At 63.1% G+C, this 19,100-nt stretch carries 16 protein-coding genes and 1 pseudogene; 7 read left to right on the plus strand and 10 right to left on the minus strand.

The window, feature by feature from the left end:
* Window positions 1-159: 159 nt before the first annotated feature.
* The 4 genes and pseudogenes from EN850_RS12290 to EN850_RS12305 form a co-directional block, all read right to left on the minus strand.
* The gene (locus EN850_RS12290) at window positions 160-1,110 is read right to left on the minus strand and encodes a carbohydrate ABC transporter permease (RefSeq protein ID WP_135917289.1); all 951 of its coding nucleotides are present in this window, start codon (window positions 1,108-1,110) and stop codon (window positions 160-162) included.
* Window positions 1,107-2,054, minus strand: coding sequence for a sugar ABC transporter permease (locus EN850_RS12295; RefSeq protein ID WP_095771946.1), 948 nt, complete (start codon window positions 2,052-2,054; stop codon window positions 1,107-1,109). Before EN850_RS12295 ends, EN850_RS12290 begins: the two co-directional genes overlap by 4 nt.
* A 126-nt stretch (window positions 2,055-2,180) precedes the next feature.
* The gene (locus EN850_RS12300; protein WP_127873006.1) at window positions 2,181-3,512 is read right to left on the minus strand and encodes an ABC transporter substrate-binding protein; all 1,332 of its coding nucleotides are present in this window, start codon (window positions 3,510-3,512) and stop codon (window positions 2,181-2,183) included.
* Between the two features lie 254 nt (window positions 3,513-3,766).
* A pseudogene (locus EN850_RS12305) lies at window positions 3,767-4,452 on the minus strand (PIG-L deacetylase family protein).
* Window positions 4,453-4,478: 26 nt separating this feature from the next.
* Between EN850_RS12305 and EN850_RS12310 the strand changes: the two are divergent.
* From EN850_RS12310 to nhaA, 5 genes are all read left to right on the plus strand, one after another.
* Window positions 4,479-5,369, plus strand: coding sequence for a DMT family transporter (locus EN850_RS12310; protein WP_136091328.1), 891 nt, complete (start codon window positions 4,479-4,481; stop codon window positions 5,367-5,369).
* Between the two features lie 55 nt (window positions 5,370-5,424).
* Window positions 5,425-7,887, plus strand: a complete 2,463-nt coding sequence (gene hrpB / locus EN850_RS12315; protein WP_136091329.1) for an ATP-dependent helicase HrpB — start codon at window positions 5,425-5,427, stop codon at window positions 7,885-7,887.
* A 330-nt stretch (window positions 7,888-8,217) separates the two neighbouring features.
* On the plus strand, window positions 8,218-9,549 hold the full coding sequence (locus EN850_RS12325; RefSeq protein ID WP_136091330.1) for an ActS/PrrB/RegB family redox-sensitive histidine kinase: 1,332 nt from the start codon (window positions 8,218-8,220) through the stop codon (window positions 9,547-9,549).
* Between the two features lie 65 nt (window positions 9,550-9,614).
* Window positions 9,615-10,178 carry an ActR/PrrA/RegA family redox response regulator transcription factor gene (locus EN850_RS12330; RefSeq protein ID WP_015314185.1) on the plus strand — a complete coding sequence of 188 codons (564 nt, stop codon included), beginning with the start codon at window positions 9,615-9,617 and terminating at the stop codon, window positions 10,176-10,178.
* A 300-nt stretch (window positions 10,179-10,478) separates the two neighbouring features.
* Window positions 10,479-11,669, plus strand: a complete 1,191-nt coding sequence (gene nhaA, locus EN850_RS12340) for a Na+/H+ antiporter NhaA (protein ID WP_136091331.1) — start codon at window positions 10,479-10,481, stop codon at window positions 11,667-11,669.
* Between the two features lie 63 nt (window positions 11,670-11,732).
* Here nhaA and EN850_RS12345 read toward each other — a convergent pair whose 3' ends face one another.
* The gene (locus tag EN850_RS12345; RefSeq protein ID WP_189591065.1) at window positions 11,733-12,233 is read right to left on the minus strand and encodes an MmcB family DNA repair protein; all 501 of its coding nucleotides are present in this window, start codon (window positions 12,231-12,233) and stop codon (window positions 11,733-11,735) included.
* 472 nt (window positions 12,234-12,705) lie between these two features.
* Here EN850_RS12345 and EN850_RS12350 point away from each other — a divergent pair, with 472 nt between their 5' ends.
* Window positions 12,706-12,963 carry a hypothetical protein gene (locus EN850_RS12350; protein ID WP_127873013.1) on the plus strand — a complete coding sequence of 86 codons (258 nt, stop codon included), beginning with the start codon at window positions 12,706-12,708 and terminating at the stop codon, window positions 12,961-12,963.
* 1,189 nt (window positions 12,964-14,152) lie between these two features.
* On the opposite strand, the gene EN850_RS12360 is transcribed toward EN850_RS12350, so the two are convergent.
* Together EN850_RS12360 and cueR are read right to left on the minus strand one after the other, a co-directional pair.
* Window positions 14,153-14,623, minus strand: a complete 471-nt coding sequence (locus tag EN850_RS12360; protein ID WP_136091334.1) for a nucleoside deaminase — start codon at window positions 14,621-14,623, stop codon at window positions 14,153-14,155.
* Window positions 14,624-14,825: 202 nt separating this feature from the next.
* Window positions 14,826-15,305, minus strand: a complete 480-nt coding sequence (gene cueR, locus EN850_RS12365) for a Cu(I)-responsive transcriptional regulator (protein WP_136091335.1) — start codon at window positions 15,303-15,305, stop codon at window positions 14,826-14,828.
* Window positions 15,306-15,531: 226 nt separating this feature from the next.
* On the opposite strand from cueR, the gene EN850_RS12370 reads away from it, so the two are divergent.
* Window positions 15,532-16,149 carry a L,D-transpeptidase gene (locus tag EN850_RS12370; RefSeq protein WP_127873017.1) on the plus strand — a complete coding sequence of 206 codons (618 nt, stop codon included), beginning with the start codon at window positions 15,532-15,534 and terminating at the stop codon, window positions 16,147-16,149.
* 195 nt (window positions 16,150-16,344) lie between these two features.
* On the opposite strand, the gene EN850_RS12375 is transcribed toward EN850_RS12370, so the two are convergent.
* The 3 genes from EN850_RS12375 to trpS all read right to left on the minus strand — a co-directional run bounded on the left by EN850_RS12375 (window position 16,345) and on the right by trpS (window position 18,739).
* Window positions 16,345-16,914, minus strand: a complete 570-nt coding sequence (locus EN850_RS12375; protein WP_136091336.1) for a NifU family protein — start codon at window positions 16,912-16,914, stop codon at window positions 16,345-16,347.
* Between the two features lie 146 nt (window positions 16,915-17,060).
* Entirely contained in the window at window positions 17,061-17,552 is a 492-nt protein-coding gene (locus tag EN850_RS12380; RefSeq protein ID WP_136091337.1) for a universal stress protein, read from the minus strand.
* A 119-nt stretch (window positions 17,553-17,671) separates the two neighbouring features.
* Window positions 17,672-18,739 (minus strand): tryptophan--tRNA ligase, encoded by a 1,068-nt coding sequence (trpS, locus tag EN850_RS12385; protein ID WP_127277841.1) that lies wholly within the window; start codon window positions 18,737-18,739, stop codon window positions 17,672-17,674.
* Window positions 18,740-19,100: the final 361 nt, after the last annotated feature.

Genomic DNA, 19,100 nt, shown 5'->3' on the forward strand with positions numbered 1-19,100 from the left:
CTCCGGAGGGAGAGGAAGGGAGCCTGGTTGAATGAAGTTCGCGCCCTTCCTCTACCCCGTCGATCGGGGGGTCCGAAGGACGGGCGAGACCCGTGGCTCGCCCCGGCAAGGTGTCGAGCGAAGCTCGACGGAGTGGGGGGCGACTTTGTGCCACGTCCATCATTTGCGCACCGCGCCGAAGGTGATGCCGCGCAGCAATTGCTTGCGGAGCAGGATGGTGAAGACAAGGATCGGCACCAGGAAGATCGTCGTGCCGGCCGCCACCGCCGGCCAGTCCTGGCCGCCTTCGCCGATGATGGTCGGGATGAAGGGCGGCGCGGTCTGTGCCGTGCCCGAGGTCAGCAGCGCGGCGAACGCATACTCGTTCCAGGCGAAGATCAGGCAGAAGATGGCGGTCGCGGCGATGCCGGTCGTGGCCTGCGGCAGCACGGTGCGCCAGAAGGCCTGCAGCCGCGTATAGCCGTCGATCATCGCCGCTTCCTCGTATTCTCGCGGGATCTCGTCGATGAAGCCTTTGAGCAACCATACCGCCAGCGACACATTGACCGCCGTGTAGAGCAGGATCATGCCGAGCGCGGTGTCGGACAGGCCGAGTTCGCGGTACATCAGGTAGATGGGAATAGCGACCGCGATAGGCGGCATGAAGCGTGTCGACAGGATGAAGAACAGAAGGTCGTCGGCGAGCGGCACCTTGAAGCGCGAGAAGCCATAGGCCGACAATGTGCCGAGAAAGACGGCGCAGAAGGTCGAGCCGAAGGCGATGACCAGCGAATTGACGAAGCGCGGCAGGAAGTTGGATGGTCCGGCGATCACCATGTTGCGCTTGCGCACCGTCTCGTCGCAGAAGCCAGTCGCTGGCCCCAGCGAATTGATGTATTCCGGCGTCTGCCTCGTGCGCGTGGTGAACAGGTTGCAATAGCCCTCGATGCTCGGCTGGAACACGATCTTGGGCGGATAGGCAATCGAATCCGGCGGCGTCTTGAAGCTGGTGGCGAATATCCACAAGAGCGGCACGATCGAGATCAGCGCATAGGCGATGATGATCGCGCCGGCGATGCGCTTCGAACTTGCCGAGGGGGCGACGACCGAATGGGCTGTGGTCAGGCTCATCTCTGCTTCACCTTGTTGAGCGCCTTGACGTAGATGTTGGCGAGACCGAACACCGCGACGAACAGGATGATGGCGAAGGCCGAGGAATAGCCGGTGCGCCAGCTTTCGAAGGCTTGCCGTTTCAGCGTGATCGAGGCCACCTCGGTGGTCGAGCCCGGCCCGCCGCCGGTCAGCAGATTGACCATGTCGAACATCTTGAAGTTCTCGATGCCGCGAAACAGCACCGCCAGCATGATGAAGGGCAGCGCCATCGGCAGTGTGATCGACCAGAACTGCCGCCAGTTGGAGGCGCGGTCGACCTCGGCCGCCTCATAGATGTATTCGGGGATCGAGCGCAGGCCCGCCAGGCAGATCAGCATCACGTAGGGCGTCCACATCCAGGTGTCGACGATGATGATCGACCACGGTGCCAGCGAGACATTGGAGAGCATCTGGATGCTTGTCGGCGGGATGCCCGACACGAACGAGATGACATAGGAAAACAGGCCGATCTGGGGTTCGTAGAGGAAGCGCCAGAAATTGCCGACCACTGCGGGCGACAGCATCATCGGCACCAGGATCAGCGTCGTCCAGAAAGCGTGGCCGCGGAACTTCCTGTCGATCAGCCAGGCCAGCGTGAAGCCGATCAGCGTCTGCAACAGGATGGTCCAGAACACGAAATGCGCTGTCGTTTGCATGGCGATCCAAATGTCCTGGTCGCCGAGGATGCGCTGGTAATTGGCGAAACCGAGGTTCTTCACCACCTCGTTCGGGCGGTTGGCGCGAAAATTGGTGAACGACAGATAGATCGCCCAGAACAGCGGGAAGATATTGATGGCGAGCAGCAACAGGATCGTCGGCGAGATGAACAGCCAGGCGAGGCCCTTGTCGCTGATGCCCCGGACCTTGCGCGCCAACGGTTCCGGGGTCGCCCGGGCAACGTTCTCCGCGGTCCGATTGAGCATGGTAAGTCCTGCTTCGGTCACTTGGGTCGTCTCTATCATGGAATTTATCTGAACTGCGTCCCGTGCCAAGGGCGGCACGGGACGCTTGGGCCTGGCTCGGGAGGAGCCGGTTACATCTTGCCCCAGTTACATCTTGCCATCGTCCTGGAACACTTGCGTCCAGTCCTTGACCAGCCCGTCGAGCGCATCCTTGGCCGAACCCTGGCCGGCGACGACATAGTCGTGGAAGCGCTTCTGCGAGGCCTGCAGCAGCGGCGCGTAGCTCGGCTCGGCCCAGAAGTCCTTCACGATGGCCATCGAGTCGAGGAAGGTCTGAGCATAGGGCTGGCTTGCGGGGAATTTCGGATCCTTCACCACCGCGTTCAGGCAGGAATAGCCGCCGAGCGACCACCACTTGGCCTGCACGTCCTTGTTGGCGAACCACTTGATGTATTTCAGCGCCGCTTCCTGCTTGTCGGAATAGGACACCACCGAAATGCCCTGGCCGCCGAGCTGGGCGAACTGGTCGCCGTCAGGACCCTTCGGGTTGACGAAATAGCCGATCTTGTCGCCGCCGACATTCTCGTCCTTCTGCAGGCCCGGCCATGTGAAGGCGAAGTTCATGTGCATCGCCACCTGGCCGGATTTGAAGGCATCGACGCCTTCACCCATGTAGCTGTTCGAGGCGCCGGGTGGGGTGCAGCAGTCATAGAGAGCCTTGTAGAATTCCAGCCCCTTGACCGATTTCTCGGAGTTGACGAAGCCTTCCATCTCGTAGGGCTTCTTCGGGTTTTCGTACTGGAAGCCATAGCTGTAGAGCACGTCCATCGCGCCCATGGTGATGCCTTCGGAACCGCGCTCGGTGTAGATCGAGGCGCCGTAGACCGTCTTGCCGTCGATCTGCCGCTTCTGGAAGAATTCGGCGATCTGCTTCAACTGGTCGAAGGTGGCAGGCGGGCCGAGATCCCAGCCATACTTCTCCTTGAACTCCTTCTGCAGTTCGGGCTTGGAGAACCAGTCCTTGCGATAGGTCCAGCCGACGACGTCGCCCATGGCCGGTAGCGCCCAGTAATTCGGCGTGTTCTTCGGCCATTCGGAATAGCCCACCACGGTCGCCGGTACGAAGTCGTCCATGCTGATCTTCTCCTTGTCGAAGAAGTCGTTCAGCTTGACGTAGTGGCCGTTCTCGGCCGCGCCGCCGATCCACTGGCTGTCGCCGATGATCAGGTCGCAGAGCTTGCCGTGCGAGTTCAGCTCATTGAGGAAACGGTCTGCATAGTTGGTCCACGGCACGAATTCGAATTTCATGCCGATGCCGGTTTCCTTGGTGAAATCCTTCGACAGTTCGACAAGCGCGTTGGCCGGGTCCCAGGCGGCCCAGCACAGCGTCAGGTCTTCAGCGTGCGCGGCGTTCGAGACGGCTGTCGACGCTGCAATCGCAGAGGTCAGTCCCAAAGCCAGTTTAAAGCTCGATTTCATGCCTTCCTCCCATTTGTGAAACACGTCCGGATGACGGTTTCAAGAACTCTCAACCTCTCTCCTCAGAGGCCCAAACATGGCGGCATCGTCGCGCCGCAGATGTTTAGTAATTTGTTTAGTGATGCTCTTTTTACTAAACAACGCAAGCGAATTCGTTGCTGCGCCGCAGCATGTTTGCGCCGGTATCTGAAAACGTTGGGAAAAGCGCCGAGCGCCGGTCGGATGATCGCGGAGTGTGGACGTGCTCCGAGGGGTCAGTCGACCCGCCTGGTGCTCATCATCACCGTCCGGATCGGGGGCGCCGGCGGCAGCAGCGCGCGGATATCCCCGAAGGGAAACATCGGTTCGAAGCGAAAGGCTTCAGCCTGCGACCCCGGTGCGCCATTGCATTGGCCTGAGCGAAAAAGGTTTTGCGTCCGGGCGATATCTACGAAGCGATCCGGGTCCTGCGACTGGTGCATGCGGATTGCCCTGGCCTTGATCTCGGCATGGGCGGAAACATCGACATAGTGCGTCGGCGAGAATCCGGTGCCGCCCATCGTGTCGGCATGCAGCACGGGGACGCCGAACGACGCCGCGATGCGCACCCCGTCCGACAATGCGCGGTGGTCGGCGTGGTAGTCGTTGGGCGCGTGCGTGATCACGAGGTCCGGCCCGATTTCGCTGATCAGCGTTTTCAGCGCATCGATCAGGCATCCGCCACTAGGCCGCCATCGGGAAAGTCGAGAAAGCGCGGCGCGGCCCCGAGCAGCGCGGCCGAGGCCATCGCTTCCTCGCGGCGGACACGAGCCAGAACGGAGGGATCGCTCTTGCCGCCCCTGGCACCATGGGTGGCCACGGCAAAAGTGAGTGCTGCGCCTTGCGCGGCATAGGCGGCCATCGTACCGAACATGAAGATCTCGATGTCGTCCGGATGCGCACCGAGCGCCAGTATTTTCAACTATTCTCTCCCGGAAATGAAAAAACGTGCCGAACGGAATCCTGCTCGCCCTCATCGCCTATGCAAGCTATTCGTGCAGCGATGCCGTTATCAAGAGCCTGGGCGGCCAATTCACGGTGTTCGAGATCGGCTTCTTCTCGACATTGTTCGCCGGCTGCTTCCTTTTCTTCAGCCGGCCGGCCAGCGAGCGCTGGCGTGATTTCTGGCGCACCAAACGTCCCTGGGCGGTGCAGGCGCGGGCCTGGGCCGGCATCGCATCAGGCGTGCTCAGCGTCTATGCCTTCACCACCATTCCGCTGGCCGAGGCCTATGCGCTTATCTTTCTGGCGCCGCTCTGCGTCACCATTCTTTCCACCGTGATCCTCAAGGAGAAGGTTGGCCCCTGGCGCTGGCTGGCGGTGGTCGCCGGCTTCGCCGGCGTCATGCTGGTGGTCAGGCCGGGCTTTCGCGAGTTGCACCTAGGCCACCTTGCCGCTTTCATCATCGCTTTCCTCGCCGCCACCAACGTCATCCTGATGCGTTCGCTGGCGCAGCGGGAAAAACGCACAACCATTCTCGGCGTACTGATCGGGTACGGACTGCTGTTCAACGGCATCGGTGCCGCCGCGACCTCCTTCACCGTTCCGGATGGAAAGCAGCTGGTCTGGCTGGTGATGGCGGGCGCCTTCACCGCAGGCGGACAATTGCTGCAATTGCTGGCCGCCAAATACGCCCCCGCCAACCGGGTCGCGCCGACGCATTATTCTCAGATCGTCTGGGCGGTGATCCTCGGCGCGCTGTTCTTCCAGGAATACCCGGGCTGGCTGTCTCTTGTCGGCCTCGCGGTCGTCGGCGGCTCCGGCCTGCTGACCATGGTGCGCGAAGAAGTGCGGCTGGGTACGGTGCGCTGGAACCCGTTTTCGCGCGCCCGGCTTTGAGTTGCCGCGGTCCGATAAGTTGCACCGCCCCCGTGACGGCTGATATGCGGGCCCAATGACGACCAAATCCTTGCCGGAGCTTCCAGTATCCGCTGTGCTGCCCGCGCTGAGCGAGGCGCTCGGCTCCGGCAACAGCGCCGTGCTGGTGGCGCCACCCGGTGCCGGCAAGACCACGCTGGTGCCGTTGGCGCTGCTCGACGCGCCCTGGCTGGGCACGGGCAAGATCGTGTTGCTCGAACCGCGCCGGCTCGCCGCCCGCGCCGCCGCGCGGCGCATGGCCGAATTGCTGGGCGAGGAACCGGGCGCCACGGTGGGCTACGCCATGCGGATGGAAAACCGCACCTCGGCACGGACCAAAATTCTGGTCGTCACCGAAGGCGTTCTGTCGCGGATGATTCTTGACGACCCTGAACTGCCCGGCGTTTCGGCGGTCATTTTCGACGAATTCCACGAGCGCTCGCTCGACGGCGATTTCGGTCTCGCTCTCGCCCTCGACGTCCAGGGCGCACTGCGGCCGGATCTGCGTCTGCTGGTGATGTCGGCTACGCTCGACGGCGCGCGGGTCGCGAAACTCCTGTCGGGCGCGCCGGTGATCGAAAGCCAGGGCCGCGCCTTCCCCGTCGATGTCAGGTACGACGAACGGCCGGCTGGCGCGGCAATCGAGGACGCCATGGCCAGGGCGATCCGCTCCGCCCTTGCCGACGAGAGCGGTAGCCTGCTTGCCTTCCTGCCCGGCCAGCGCGAGATCGAGCGCACCGCCGAGCGGCTGGCCGGCAAGGTCGGCGCCGACACCGATATCGTCCCGCTCTATGGCCAGCTCGACGGGAAGGCGCAGGACGCGGCGATCAAGCCGGCACCGGCGGGCCGCTTCAAGGTGGTGCTGGCGACCTCGATCGCCGAAACCTCGATCACCATCGACGGCGTGCGCGTCGTCATCGATTCTGGCCTGTCGCGGCTGCCGCGCTATGAGCCGGCCAGCGGCCTGACACGGCTGGAGACAGTTCGCGTCAGCAAGGCTTCCGCCGACCAGCGCGCCGGCCGCGCCGGTCGCACGCAGGCCGGCGTCGCGATCCGGCTGTGGCGCGCCGAGCAGACGGCGGCACTGCCCGCCTTCACGCCGCCGGAAATCCTCGAGGCGGACCTTTCCGGCCTGCTGCTCGACTGCGCCGCCTTCGGCGTCGCCGATCCAACCAGACTTGCCTTCCTCGATCCGCCGCCGGCGCCGGCACTCAATGAAGCAAGGGCGCTGCTGCGCGCGCTCGATGCCATCGACGAGGCCGGGCGCTTGACGGAAGCGGGCGCTTCGATCCGCAAGCTCGCCTTGCCGGTGCGGCTGGCGCATATGGTCGCCGAGGCGGCCGGCAGCGGTCATGCCGGCGAGGCGGCCATGCTTGCGGTGTTGCTCACCGAACGCGGCCTTGGCGGCGACGGTGCCGATCTCGAACGGAGGCTGATGCGCTTTCGCGGCGAGAAATCGCCACGTGCCACGTCGGCGCGCCAGCTTGCCGAGCGCCTGGCCAGGCAGGTCGGCGATGCGAAGACCAGCGGAGCTGTTCACGCCGGGACCCTGCTCATCCATGCCTGGCCGGACCGCGTCGCCAAGGCGCGCGGCGAGCGCGGCCGTTTCGTGCTGGCCAATGGCTCCGGCGCCATGCTCGACGCTGCCGATCCGTTGGCGGGCGAACCCTTTCTGGTCGTCGCCGACCTCCAGGGCAAGGCGCAGAATGCCCGCATCACGGCGGCGGCGGCAATCAGCGAGGAGGATATCCGGTCAGCCCTTGGCGGCAAGATCGAAACGCGCAGGCAGACGAGTTTCGATCGCGAGCGCCGCGCCGTGCGGGTGCGCGAAACCGTGCGCCTCGGCGCCATCACACTCGCCGAACGTATGCTGCCTCCGCCGGCCGGCGCCGATGCCGACCGCGCTATTCTTGAGGCCTTGCGCGAGCATGGGCTTTCCCTCCTGACCTGGAGCAAGGAGGCTCAGACGCTGCGCCAGCGGCTGTCCTGGCTTCACAAGGGCTTAGGCGCGCCCTGGCCAGACATGTCGGATGAAACGCTCATCGAGCGCCTCGATGACTGGCTGCTGCCGTTTCTGTCCGGTGCGGCGTCCCTGGCTGCCATCGATGCTGGTGTGATCGCGGCCGGGCTGTCGTCGCTCGTGCCGCATGACCTGCAGCGCAAGGTCGATGCGCTGGCGCCGACCCATTTCGACGTCCCGTCGGGCAGTCACGTGCCGATCCGCTATGACGGCGAATGGCCGGTTCTGGCGGTCCGCGTCCAGGAACTGTTCGGCCTCGACCGCCATCCTTCGATCGCCAACGGCACCGTGCCGTTGACACTCGAACTGTTGTCGCCGGCGCATCGGCCGATCCAGACGACGCGCGACCTCCCAGGCTTCTGGCGCGGCTCCTGGGCCGATGTACGCGCCGACATGCGCGGCCGCTATCCCAAGCATGTCTGGCCGGAGAATCCGCTGTTCGCCGTCGCGACCGCCCGCGCCAAACCGCGCGGGACCTAGCCATGGGCGCTTTGGCGGGCCGCTTGGGTCAGCGGGACTTCCCTCGAAAATTTCGCGAAAGCATCAATCACTTCGTCATCCACGGGCGAAGCAAGGAGCGTAGCGACGCGGCGCAGACCCAAGGATCCATGCCGCGACTTCAAGGTGGCTACGTCGGCGCGGAATCCTGCCCAGCCGCACCAGGTCGAAGGTCACGGAATGGATCCCAGGGTCTCCGCGACGGAGCTACGCTCCTGCTCCGCCCTGGGATGACGAAGTTTTGAGGCCTCGGCCAATCCCGAATGTCCCTTTGCGCCGCTACTAGCGCTGTCCATCCCGCGGCTGTAATCCATGGCCATGATCAACATCCTGAACACGCCCGATTTCCAGCAAAGCCAGCGGCTGCGCCTCAACACGCTGATCCGGCTGCGCTGGCTTGCCATTGTCGGCCAGAGCCTGACGGTTCTTGTCGTCGCCTACGGCCTGAAATTCCCGCTGCCGGTCAGCCTGTGTTTTGCGCTGATCGCCTGTTCGGCCTGGATGAACCTGTTTCTGGCCTTCCGGTTTCCGGCCGCGCATAGGCTCACCCCGTTCGCCGCCTTCGGCATCCTGATCTTCGACAGCCTGCAGCTTGCCGGCCTGCTCTACATGACCGGTGGCCTGACCAACCCGTTCTCGCTGCTGATGACCGTGCCGGTCGTCATTTCGGCGACGTCGCTTCCCCTTCGGCTCACCGCCATCCTTGGTGGGCTGGTGATGATAGCGGCGACCTTGCTGGTCTTCCGCCATCTGCCGCTGCCCTGGCATGAGGACGCACCGCTGGCCATGCCCTTCGTGTATGTTGCAGGCATGTGGATGGCGGTGCTGTCGTCCATCGCCTTCACCGCCATGTACGCCTTTCGGGTGGCCGCCGAGGCCCGGCTTCTGGCCAACGCGCTTGCCGCCACCGAACTGGTGCTGCAGCGCGAGCAGCATCTTTCCGCGCTCGACGGGTTGGCCGCCGCCGCCGCGCACGAACTCGGCACGCCGCTCGCCACCATCACGCTGGTCGCCAAGGAAATGGAGAAGGCGCTCGGCACCGATCCGAAATACGGGGAAGACGTGAAGCTGCTGCGCTCGCAGAGCGAGCGCTGCCGCGAAATCCTCAAGCGCCTGACCAGCCTGTCGTCGGAGGGCGAGGCGCATCTGTCGCGCCTGCCGCTGACCTCGCTGGTCGAGGAGGTCACCGCGCCGCATCGCGACTTCGGCATTTCGATCAAGCTCCGCCCCGGTGACCGGACTGGGCCGGAGCCTGTCGGGCGGCGCAATCCGGGTGTCATCTACGGCCTCGGCAACCTGGTCGAGAATGCCGTCGATTTCGCCCGCAACAGCGTCACCGTGCGCTGGAGCTGGGACGAGGCGATGGTCTCCTTCTCGATCACCGATGACGGCCCGGGTTTTCCGCCCGAGATCATCGACCGCATTGGCGAGCCCTATATGTCGACACGCCAGGGTACGGAAGCTGGCGGCGGCCTCGGGCTCGGCCTGTTCATCGCCAAGACTTTGCTCGAACGGTCTGGCGCCACGCTCGATTTTCGCAATTCGAGCGGCCTCGGCGAAGGGGCGGTGGTCCGGATTTCGTGGCCGAGAAATGTCTTCCTGAACCCGCAATCGTCCCCGGCGACCATGTTTGACACTGCGTAAATTGGACAATAGCCGCGCAAAACTATATCTGCGTAAAAATAAGGCAGCAGGAATTTTTTAAGACGATGACAGGCGATGAAAACAGTGGGCCTATGGTTGAAGGCGAGGACACCTCGCTTCTGATCGTCGACGACGACAAGCCGTTCCTGACCCGTCTGGCCCGTGCCATGGAAACCAGGGGCTTCGTGGTCGAGACGGCGGAGAGCGTCGAGGAGGCCGTGGGCAAAGCCCGCGCCAATCCGCCCGCCTATGCCGTGGTCGACATGCGGCTGGGCGACGGTAACGGCCTCGACGTGGTCGCCGCCATCCGCGAGAAGCGCGAGGATTCCCGCACCATCATCCTGACCGGTTACGGCAACATCGCCACCGCGGTGACCGCGGTGAAGCTCGGCGCCGTCGACTATCTGTCGAAGCCCGCCGATGCCGACGATGTCTTTGCCGCACTGACCCGCACCACCGGCGAGCGCGCCGCGCCCCCGGAAAACCCGATGTCGGCCGACCGTGTGCGCTGGGAGCATATCCAGCGTGTCTACGAGATGTGCGAACGCAACGTCTCCGAGACCGCGCGTCGGCTCAACATGCATCGCCGCACGCTGCAGCGGATCCTGGCCAAGCGCGCGCCGCGCTGAGGCGCGTCAACCACGCGGAGCATCAGACCAATACCAGTTTACAACGCGCAGCGGAGACCGCCTATTAGACAGGTCAGTGCCGCCCCTCATTGCCCTGCCGGGCATTTCTCCCCGTACGGGGAGAAAGCGGCCCGCCGCAATGCGGCGCCATGTTGCGACATCGGCGGTTGGCGAAATCGGCGATAACAGCGCCCCTCTCCCCGTCACTATACGGGGAGAGGATGCCGGCAGGCAGGTGAGGGGCAGCGCCGACGCTTGGACAATGAAACTCCGCCGAGCAGGCGGCATGACGGAGGCGACATGCAGGATCAGAAGCAGCGGCCGGTTTCCGTCTTCCGCGAATTCCTCGACAGCGAGGCGGCCGGCGGCATCATCCTGATGGCAGCGGCCGCCCTTGCCCTGATCGTCGCCAATTCGCCGCTTGCCGAAACCTATTTCGCCGTTCTCCACGCCTATCTCGGCCCTCTCAGCGTCTCGCACTGGGTCAATGATGGGCTGATGGCGGTGTTCTTCCTGCTTGTCGGGCTGGAGATCAAGCGCGAGATGCTGGATGGCCAGCTCTCGACCTGGCCGCGCAGGGTGCTGCCCGGCATCGCCGCGGCAGGCGGCATGGTGGTGCCGGCGCTGGTCTATGTCGCCGTCAACAGCAACAATCCGGCCGCACTGTCCGGCTGGGCGATCCCGACCGCCACCGATATCGCCTTCGCGCTCGGCGTGCTGTCGCTGCTCGGCAGCCGCGTGCCGGCTTCGCTGAAGGTCTTCCTGACCGCGCTTGCCATCATAGACGACCTCGGCGCGGTCATCATCATCGCCATATTCTACACCAGCGGCCTGTCGCTGGCCTATCTCGGCGCGGCCTTCGCCGTCATCGCCGTGCTCGTCGTGCTCAACCGCATGCGGGTGATGAACCTGGTGCCCTATCTCGTGCTTGGCGCCATCCTGTGGGTGCTGGTGCTGAAGTCGGGCGTCCATGCCACGCTGGCCGGCGTGGCGCTTGCGCTCACCATTCCGCTCGAACGCTCCGCCGGGATCGGCCACGATCTCGACCATTCGCCGCTGCACCGGCTCGAGCATGGCCTGCATAAGCTGGTGGCGTTCATCGTCATCCCGATCTTCGGCTTTGCCAATGCCGGCGTTTCGCTCGCCGGCCTGAGTTTCGGCGCCCTGATCGAGCCGTTGACGCTGGGCGTCGCGGCCGGTCTCGTCGTCGGCAAGCTGGTCGGCGTGTTCGGCTCCTCCGCGCTCGCCATCCGCTTCGGCCTTGCGGACCTGCCGGCCCATGCAGGCTGGATGCACATGCTAGGCATCTCGCTGCTGTGCGGCATCGGCTTCACCATGAGCCTGTTCATCGGCCTGCTCGCCTTCGCCAGCGACGTGGCGCTGCAGGACGCGGTCAAGGTTGGCATTCTCGCGGGTTCCTTCGTTGCCGCGCTGCTTGGCGCCGCCGTATTGCTGATGGCGCCGGCGGGTGGGGAGGACGTGGGGGAGTAGAGCGGGTTTTGCAGGCCTTGGTTCTGTGAAGCTGCCGTTGACACTTGGCGCAACTGCCAGCCGCTACTCGCTCTCCCCCTCGAGCGCCGGCACCGCGACACCCGCAAGCTCCGCCGCGAGCAGCCGCGCCGCGCCGGCGCGGGCGATGCGCAGCATCAGCGCCTTGCGCGTCGCAGCCGCCATGCGGTGTTCGGGTGCGTCACGCAGGATTTCAGCGCCATAGCCGTCGGAGAGGATGAACCCGCACTCTTCCGGAAAAATCTCCGCCGGCACACCGGGATGGGTGGCAAAGAAAAAACGGTCGGAATGCAGCCGATAGTCCGGCCATTTGCGGTCGACGCGGAAATCCTCGATCGAGGATTTGATCTCGATGATCCAGATGTCGCCCTGCCGCGTCAGCGCCACGAGGTCGGCTCGGCGGCCGGTGGCCAGTGACAGTTCAGGCAGCACATGCGCGCCCATTTGCATCAGCAACCGCTGCACGCCGCGCCGCACCAGCATGGCGCGCTCGGACTGGCGGCCGTCGATCAGAGGATTCAGGGGAATCGGGGAGATGATTGGCATGCCAGGCACCATGCCAGATGTTGTTCACGGTTTGAACCCGCCGCGATTAGGCGATTGTGTACTTTACGAATATGACCATGCCGATATAGATTGGCCCCTGTAAATAGCCAAACGGGAGGGGTTTCTAATGGCATATTACAAGTACTCGCAGTACCTCGCTCAGGAAACGGGAGCGGAGTTCGATACAATCCACCTGCCAAATACACAGACTCCTTTGTCTGGCATATACCGGTGCGAAGGCTGCGGGAAGAGCGCCACTTTCGTCAAAGGTCACAACATGCCGCCGCAGAACCACCACCAGCACACTGCTCAGCAGGGTACGGTTAGGTGGCGTCTCGTGGTGAAATCTCATTTCGTGTAGCCACTTTGAAATTACAGGCGGGATAGTCAACGCCTAGCAATTTGGCCACGAAGCCAGCATCTTTATTCTCAGCATTTCCTCTTCTCCATTGAAATCGGGAGGGCACGGGCAATGACATTGGAAGAAAACCTGCAAGGGCGAATTATCGCTCTGGAGCTTTTCGTGCGGTCGCAACTAGCCAGCATAGTCCTGAAGGATGCCGATCCGGTCGGCGAACTTCAGAAGATCAAAGGGGCCATGTTGGCGGACACTGGCCATCCGGCGACTGCATATGAGGAGCGCGTAATGAACGAAGCCAGGAAAGCGCTCGCCGACACGTTTGCCGAGACCACCAAGAGGGTGAAGGCGATCGTAAGGGAACGATCGTAACGGTTTCATTGGGAACGTTCACAAAGGCGTGCATAGTGAGTTCGCCCTTCAAGTCGGGAGAAATGAGCTTTGGTTAAGGCAGGTACGCCGCGCGCTGGCACCAAGCGCAGGAAGATGTACGACCTACTTCACCGTACTAGACCGCAAGGCGCGTCGCTTGAGGAACTCAACCGTGCACTAGGTTGGAAGGCTTGGAGCTACATCAACGACACGACAGGAATCGCGAAAATGTACGGCGGCAAGCCGCACTGGAATCGCAGTGGTCCTACGCGTCGATTTTGGATCACTCAGGATTAGCGCTGCCGCTTTGCGGCTTTATCTTTCGGCTTGTGCGAGTGGGGCCGGGGGGAACATGATCCGTATAGCAATCGTAATAGCCATTGCTGGCAGCTCATCGGCGTGCACTAGCCAAGCGAATGTTCCTTATTCGAGCAAGGTAACGTGCACAAACCATACCGGATACGGTGAACTTCCCGGCGGGCAGCTTGTGCCAATGAACATTAAAGAGTGTATCCCAGACACATCCCAGAAATCCTGTCTCCAGTATCTTGACCGTCGTACGGGCAATATAGCGGTCGTGTGCACCCCGCTAACCCGCAAAGCTACCGATCCGAAAGCTCGCGCTAGGCAACTAGGAAATGGCTGAAAGATAGGGGCTTCTAGCGCGACCAAGCCCCAAACCAGCGGATGAAGGCGGCGCTACCTGGCCGTAGGGGAATGGCTACAGGAGTTGGCGCAAACTAGCCTTTTCCGGCTTCGCGCTTACGGCGCACCAATTCCTTTATCTGTTCCTGGGTCATCTTCAGATAATCGCCTAATCGCCGGCGATTAGCTGGTTCACAAACGGAGGTTATCCGGTTGTCAAACCCAAAGCGAGATTGGAATACGCTCAGGACAGGCCGGCAACCTGGCAAACCCGCTTCAGGCGGAGGAAATTGACCGGCTGACCGGGGGCGGCTCGGCGGTTTGAGGGACAATAATAAGGGCACGACCGCCGAGCCTGACTGGCGGCGGCAAATTTGGGGATTTGGGAGTTCGCCGTCAGCTTTGACCAGAATAGCGCAGCGTCGGCGGAGTGGCGTCATTCGAACGCAGGGCGGGCGGGCGTTTCCGCTCCAGTATAGGGAGTGGTCAACATTGCGCGTGTATTCCGTTCGCTCTATCCGCCCTTTGCGGGCGCGAAGAACCACTACCGCTGCCAGAAGCCACGGTGCACCGAGACAAGTTCGTCCGCAATTTCGGGGAAGGGGCCGTGAACCTCGATCTTCTTCTGTCCAGAGCCGAGCACAACGCGCGAGGACAGGCTCATCGTCGGGTTTTCGGGATGGTCGCCAGTCAGCGCGAGGAGTTCGGTTTCCTCGAAGCCGTAGACCAGCCGGCCGATATTTGCCCAGTAGAGCGTGCCGGTGCACATCGCACAGGGCTCGCCGGTCGAGACCAGCGTGCATGTCCAGAGAAATTCCGGCGAATAGGCCGCCGCCGCGCGCCGCGCAAGTTCGGTTTCGGCGTGATGCACGGTGTCGATATTGCCTTGGCGCATGAGGATCGCGCCATCGGGCCCAACCAGCACCGCACCGAACGGATGGTGGCCGTGCGCGGCAGCCTCGCGAGCGACCGCATCGGCGGCGCGAAGGTGGGCGAGCATCTGGTCGCGGGTCATGCGGTCTCTCCGATCACTGGGTCACCGGTCAGTGGGAACATCGGCAGTGCTTATACTCTACGCTCATATTAGAGCGTGCAATATACGACACGAACCAACTGGCGGCCTTCCCGGAGGCGTAGCAGGGCGGCTAGCAGCCAACGACCACCGCGGAATCCAGACGATCGGTCATGGGGCGGGACCGGGCTTTGAGGATCTCGGCCTATCCGGCTTGCCGCCCTTCGGTGCCTTCGCCTTGACCACCGTCTTTAACACGCTGTCCATCGATCCTGCGGTGGGGTCTGTCGCTGGCTAACGCCGCCCCCGCCATATCATCCAGGATCGGGCAGTCCGGCCGCTCGTCGCCATGGCAGGCGTGGACGAGCTTCTGCAGTGTCGAGCGCATCGATTGCAATTCGCGCACCTTCTCCTCGATCGCCATGACATGGGCGGCGGCGATTGCGCGCACATCGTGGCTGGCGCGGCCGCGATCCTTGTAGAGCGCCATCAACTGGCGGCAATCATCTATGGAAAAGCCGAGATTGCGCGCGCGGCGCAGGAAGGCCAGCCGGTGGATGTCGTCGCCCGAATAATCGCGGTAGCCGTTAGCGGCGCGCGCGGGCGCGATCAGGCCGATCTCCTCGTAGTAACGGATGGTCTTGGCCGGCAGGCCTGAGCGGTGGGCGGCGTCGCCGACATTCATGGCGGGTCCTCGATTTTGCGAGGCCCGTGATTCAGGCCCCATTGAATTTCCTTCACAATCCGGTGAAGTATGTTGCCGAAATGCCATAGTGATACGCATACCAGCACGTAAGTCCCCGCATATAGGCATCGTGTGCTTGGCAAGCAAAGCAAATGCCAGCATGAATGATGGCGAGAAAGCGGCCGACTCGTGCCGCTCTAGTTTGGGCAGGGCACCGGATCACCACATGCGCATGAAGTCGCTTGCAATAATTGCCGCATTGGCGCTGTCCACCGCTATTGCCGGTTGCAGCACCATCGGCGGGCAGATCTTTTCCAACGACTATGGCGCGGTGACCGATGCCGGTTACCAGCTGCCGCGCATCCCGATCGAGAAGGTTCCCTCGAAGTACCATCGCCAGGAAGTCAGCTACGACACCAAGGAAAAGCCGGGCACCATCATCGTCGATACGCAGAACAAGTTTCTGTACTTCGTCGAGGGTGACGGCCGGGCCATCCGCTACGGCATCGGCGTCGGCCGCGAGGGCTTCGAATGGCACGGCACCGCCCATATCGCCATCAAGCGCGAATGGCCGACCTGGACGCCGCCCTCACAGATGATCAAGCGCCAGCCCGAGCTCGCCAAGTTCGCCGGCGGCATGGATCCTGGCCTGAAGAACCCGCTCGGCGCGCGCGCCATGTACCTGTTCAACAAGGGCGGCGACATGGGCTACCGCCTGCACGGCAGCCCGGAATGGAACTCGATCGGCAAGGCGATGTCGTCGGGCTGCATCCGGCTGATGAACCAGGATGTCATCGACCTCTATGATCGCGCCGAGGTCGGCGCCAAGGTCATCGTTCTTTAGGCCATGATGCCGGGAAGCCTGTCCGCTTTTTCGGCATATCGTGGTTAAATTGGAAGTCACCTTTCATACGCGGACCGTCTAGGCAACAACGGACGTCCCAAACAGAAAACCGGGCAATTCGGCCCGGTTTTTTGTTGTTCGCGGATAGGATGTTTCAGGCCGCGCTCGCAGATCGACGGCGGCGCGGAAGAAGAATCAGGAAACCTGCTCGACCTGCTGCACTTCCGGCACGAAATGGCGAAGCAGGTTCTGGATGCCGTGCTTCAACGTCGCCGTCGACGACGGGCAACCGGCGCAGGCACCTTTCATGTGCAGGAACACGGTGCCGTTCTCGAAGCCGCGGAAGGTGATGTCGCCGCCGTCCTGGGCGACCGCCGGGCGCACGCGCGTGTCGAGCAACTCCTTGATGGTGATGACGAGCTCCTCGTCGGCCTTGTCGTAGAATTCGCCCGTCTGGCTGGTCTCGGCGGCGGGGCCGGCCTTGGCCATGACAGGCGCGCCGGACATGAAATGCTCCATGATGGCGCCGAGGATCGCCGGCTTCAGGTGCTGCCAGTCCGGACCGTCCTTCGACACGGTGATGAAATCATAGCCGAAGAACACGCCGGTGACGCCAGGGATTTCGAACAGCCGCCCAGCCAGCGGCGAGGCCATCGCCGCACTGTCGGCATCACGGAAATCGGCGGTGCCTTCGAGCAGCACTTCCTTGCCAGGCAGGAACTTCAACGTTGCGGGATTGGGCGTCGACTCGGTCTGAATGAACATGGCCGTCTCCATGCCCGTTTTGGGCAACTAGTTTGGAATAGTTCTAAATAGGCTCTATCGGCGGGACATTCAAGCGAAACGCATCGCCGGAACGGCCGGCCGGCGGAATGTTTTTGCTGGCTGGGGAGCTGAATCCCGGGCGGGCCTCAGGCGAGGCTGTCGATTTCCTCATCCGACAGATTCTGCGGTACAACGGTGACCGGAATGGGGAAAGCGGCACCCTTGCCGGCCACGGCACCGACCAGCGGGCCCGGCCCTTCCTTGCCGGCGCCGGCCGCCAGCACGAGAATGGCGATGTCCTGGTCTTCCTCGATCAGCTTGTGGATCTCTTCGGTCGGCTTGCCTTCGCGCACGACAATCTCCGGTTCGATGCCGAGCTTCTGGCGCACCTTGTTGGCGTAGCCGTCCAGCGCCGCGCGCGCCGTGGCGTTCGCCTCCTCGCGCATGATCTTCTCGACGCCCAGCCAGTGCTGGAAGTCGTCCGGCACGATGACATAGAGCAGCACCAGCGTGCCGCTGGTGCTCTGCGCCCGCTTCGAAGCGTAGGCGACGGCGCGTTCGCATTCCGGCGTGTCATCGATGATCGTCAGGAATTTCCTGCGATGACCGGCTTCGCGGCTGAGGCGTTTGGAGACCATGTCTATCTACTCGGTATCTTTTCGGCCGCAATCTGCCACCGCGGCAGGCCGGCGGCAAGCCGCCGGCCATAGGCCAGTATGTCTTGGGCCGGTACGAGGCGGCGCATTGACGATCGGGCTCAGCCCTGCAGCAGCCCGATAATGTCGCGCACCGTCTTCATAGTCGTCTCGGCGAGCACGCCGGCGCGTTCGCCGCCATCCCGGAGCACCGCGTCGACATAGGCGCGGTCGCCCTGGATGCGGCGCATCTCGCTGGCGATCGGCGCCAGTTTCTCCACCGCGAGATCGGCCAGCGCCGGCTTGAACACGGAGAATTGCTGGCCGCCGAATTGCTTCAGCACATCGGCCTTCGACATTTCCGCGAGGCCAGCATAGATGCCGACCAGGTTCTCCGCCTCGGGCCGGCTTTCCAGTCCGTCGACCTCGCTCGGCAAGGCCTCCGGGTCGGTCTTGGCCTTGCGGATCTTCTTCGAGATGGTGTCGGCATCGTCGGTCAGGTTGATGCGCGACAGATCCGATGGGTCCGACTTCGACATTTTCTTCGACCCGTCGCGCAGGCTCATGATGCGCGCCGCCGGGCCGCCGATGACCGGTTCGGTGATCGGGAAGAAGCCGTTCACCGTCTCCTCGCCGACCTGCATCTCGACGCCGACGCCAAGACCGGCGATGCGGTTGGAGAAATCGTTGTTGAATTTCTGGGCGATGTCGCGGGTCAATTCCAGATGCTGCTTCTGGTCCTCGCCCACCGGCACATGGGTGGCGCGATAAAGCAGGATGTCGGCCGCCATCAGCGAGGGATAGGCGAGCAGGCCCAGCGAGGCGTTCTCGCGGTCCTTGCCGGCCTTGTCCTTGAACTGCGTCATCTTGTTCATCCAGCCGATGCGCGCGACGCAATTGAAGATCCAGGCGAGCTCTGCATGCTGCATCACCCGCGACTGGTTGAAGACGATGTGCTTCTTCGGGTCGATGCCGGAGGCGAGGAACGCCGCGGTGATTGACCGCGTCTGGTCGGCAAGGTCGTCATGGACGAGCTGGGCGGTCAGCGAATGCAGGTCGACGACGCAGTAGATGCAGTCGGACGTATCCTGCAGGGCGACGAATTTCTTGATGGCGCCGAGATAGTTGCCGAGATGCAGATTGCCGGTCGGCTGGACGCCGGAGAAGACGAGTGGCTTGAAGGCGGACATGGATTTTCCCCGTGGCTTGTGGAGGGCCGTTTCGCACGCGGCGAAAGTCTTTCGACGGCGCGCTTATGAACGAAGGGGCGGACGGGATCAAGAGGCGGAAGTTGGGCCGCTGGGCGGATGACTTCGTCCTGACAGGTTCGCGCCGCCCCTCATTGTCCTGCCGGACATTTCTCCCCGTATAGTGACGGGGAGAAAAAGCGCCGTAGCCCGCTCAGCCTCTTTCTCCCCGTTCTACGGGGAGAAATGCCCGGCAGGGCAATGAGCGACTATCTGTGGTGTCAAGTTGCATTGGCGAACTCGATGCGCGCATCGCGTGCTTTTGCATTGAGAATGACGAGGAGTTTTCGCGCCAGCGCCATGC

This window comes from Mesorhizobium sp. M8A.F.Ca.ET.207.01.1.1, from assembly GCF_004794715.1.
Lineage (GTDB): Bacteria > Pseudomonadota > Alphaproteobacteria > Rhizobiales > Rhizobiaceae > Mesorhizobium.

Coding starts and splice junctions, on each gene's coding strand:
- EN850_RS12290 (WP_135917289.1), bottom strand. CDS start 1,110: ATGAGCCTGACCACAGCCCATTCGGTCGTCGCCCCCTCGGCAAGTTCG.
- EN850_RS12295 (WP_095771946.1), bottom strand. CDS start 2,054: ATGCTCAATCGGACCGCGGAGAACGTTGCCCGGGCGACCCCGGAACCG.
- EN850_RS12300 (WP_127873006.1), bottom strand. CDS start 3,512: ATGAAATCGAGCTTTAAACTGGCTTTGGGACTGACCTCTGCGATTGCA.
- hrpB (WP_136091329.1), top strand. CDS start 5,425: ATGACGACCAAATCCTTGCCGGAGCTTCCAGTATCCGCTGTGCTGCCC.
- EN850_RS12325 (WP_136091330.1), top strand. CDS start 8,218: ATGGCCATGATCAACATCCTGAACACGCCCGATTTCCAGCAAAGCCAG.
- EN850_RS12330 (WP_015314185.1), top strand. CDS start 9,615: ATGACAGGCGATGAAAACAGTGGGCCTATGGTTGAAGGCGAGGACACC.
- nhaA (WP_136091331.1), top strand. CDS start 10,479: ATGCAGGATCAGAAGCAGCGGCCGGTTTCCGTCTTCCGCGAATTCCTC.
- EN850_RS12345 (WP_189591065.1), bottom strand. CDS start 12,233: ATGCCAATCATCTCCCCGATTCCCCTGAATCCTCTGATCGACGGCCGC.
- EN850_RS12350 (WP_127873013.1), top strand. CDS start 12,706: ATGACATTGGAAGAAAACCTGCAAGGGCGAATTATCGCTCTGGAGCTT.
- EN850_RS12360 (WP_136091334.1), bottom strand. CDS start 14,623: ATGACCCGCGACCAGATGCTCGCCCACCTTCGCGCCGCCGATGCGGTC.
- cueR (WP_136091335.1), bottom strand. CDS start 15,305: ATGAATGTCGGCGACGCCGCCCACCGCTCAGGCCTGCCGGCCAAGACC.
- EN850_RS12370 (WP_127873017.1), top strand. CDS start 15,532: ATGCGCATGAAGTCGCTTGCAATAATTGCCGCATTGGCGCTGTCCACC.
- EN850_RS12375 (WP_136091336.1), bottom strand. CDS start 16,914: ATGTTCATTCAGACCGAGTCGACGCCCAATCCCGCAACGTTGAAGTTC.
- EN850_RS12380 (WP_136091337.1), bottom strand. CDS start 17,552: ATGGTCTCCAAACGCCTCAGCCGCGAAGCCGGTCATCGCAGGAAATTC.
- trpS (WP_127277841.1), bottom strand. CDS start 18,739: ATGTCCGCCTTCAAGCCACTCGTCTTCTCCGGCGTCCAGCCGACCGGC.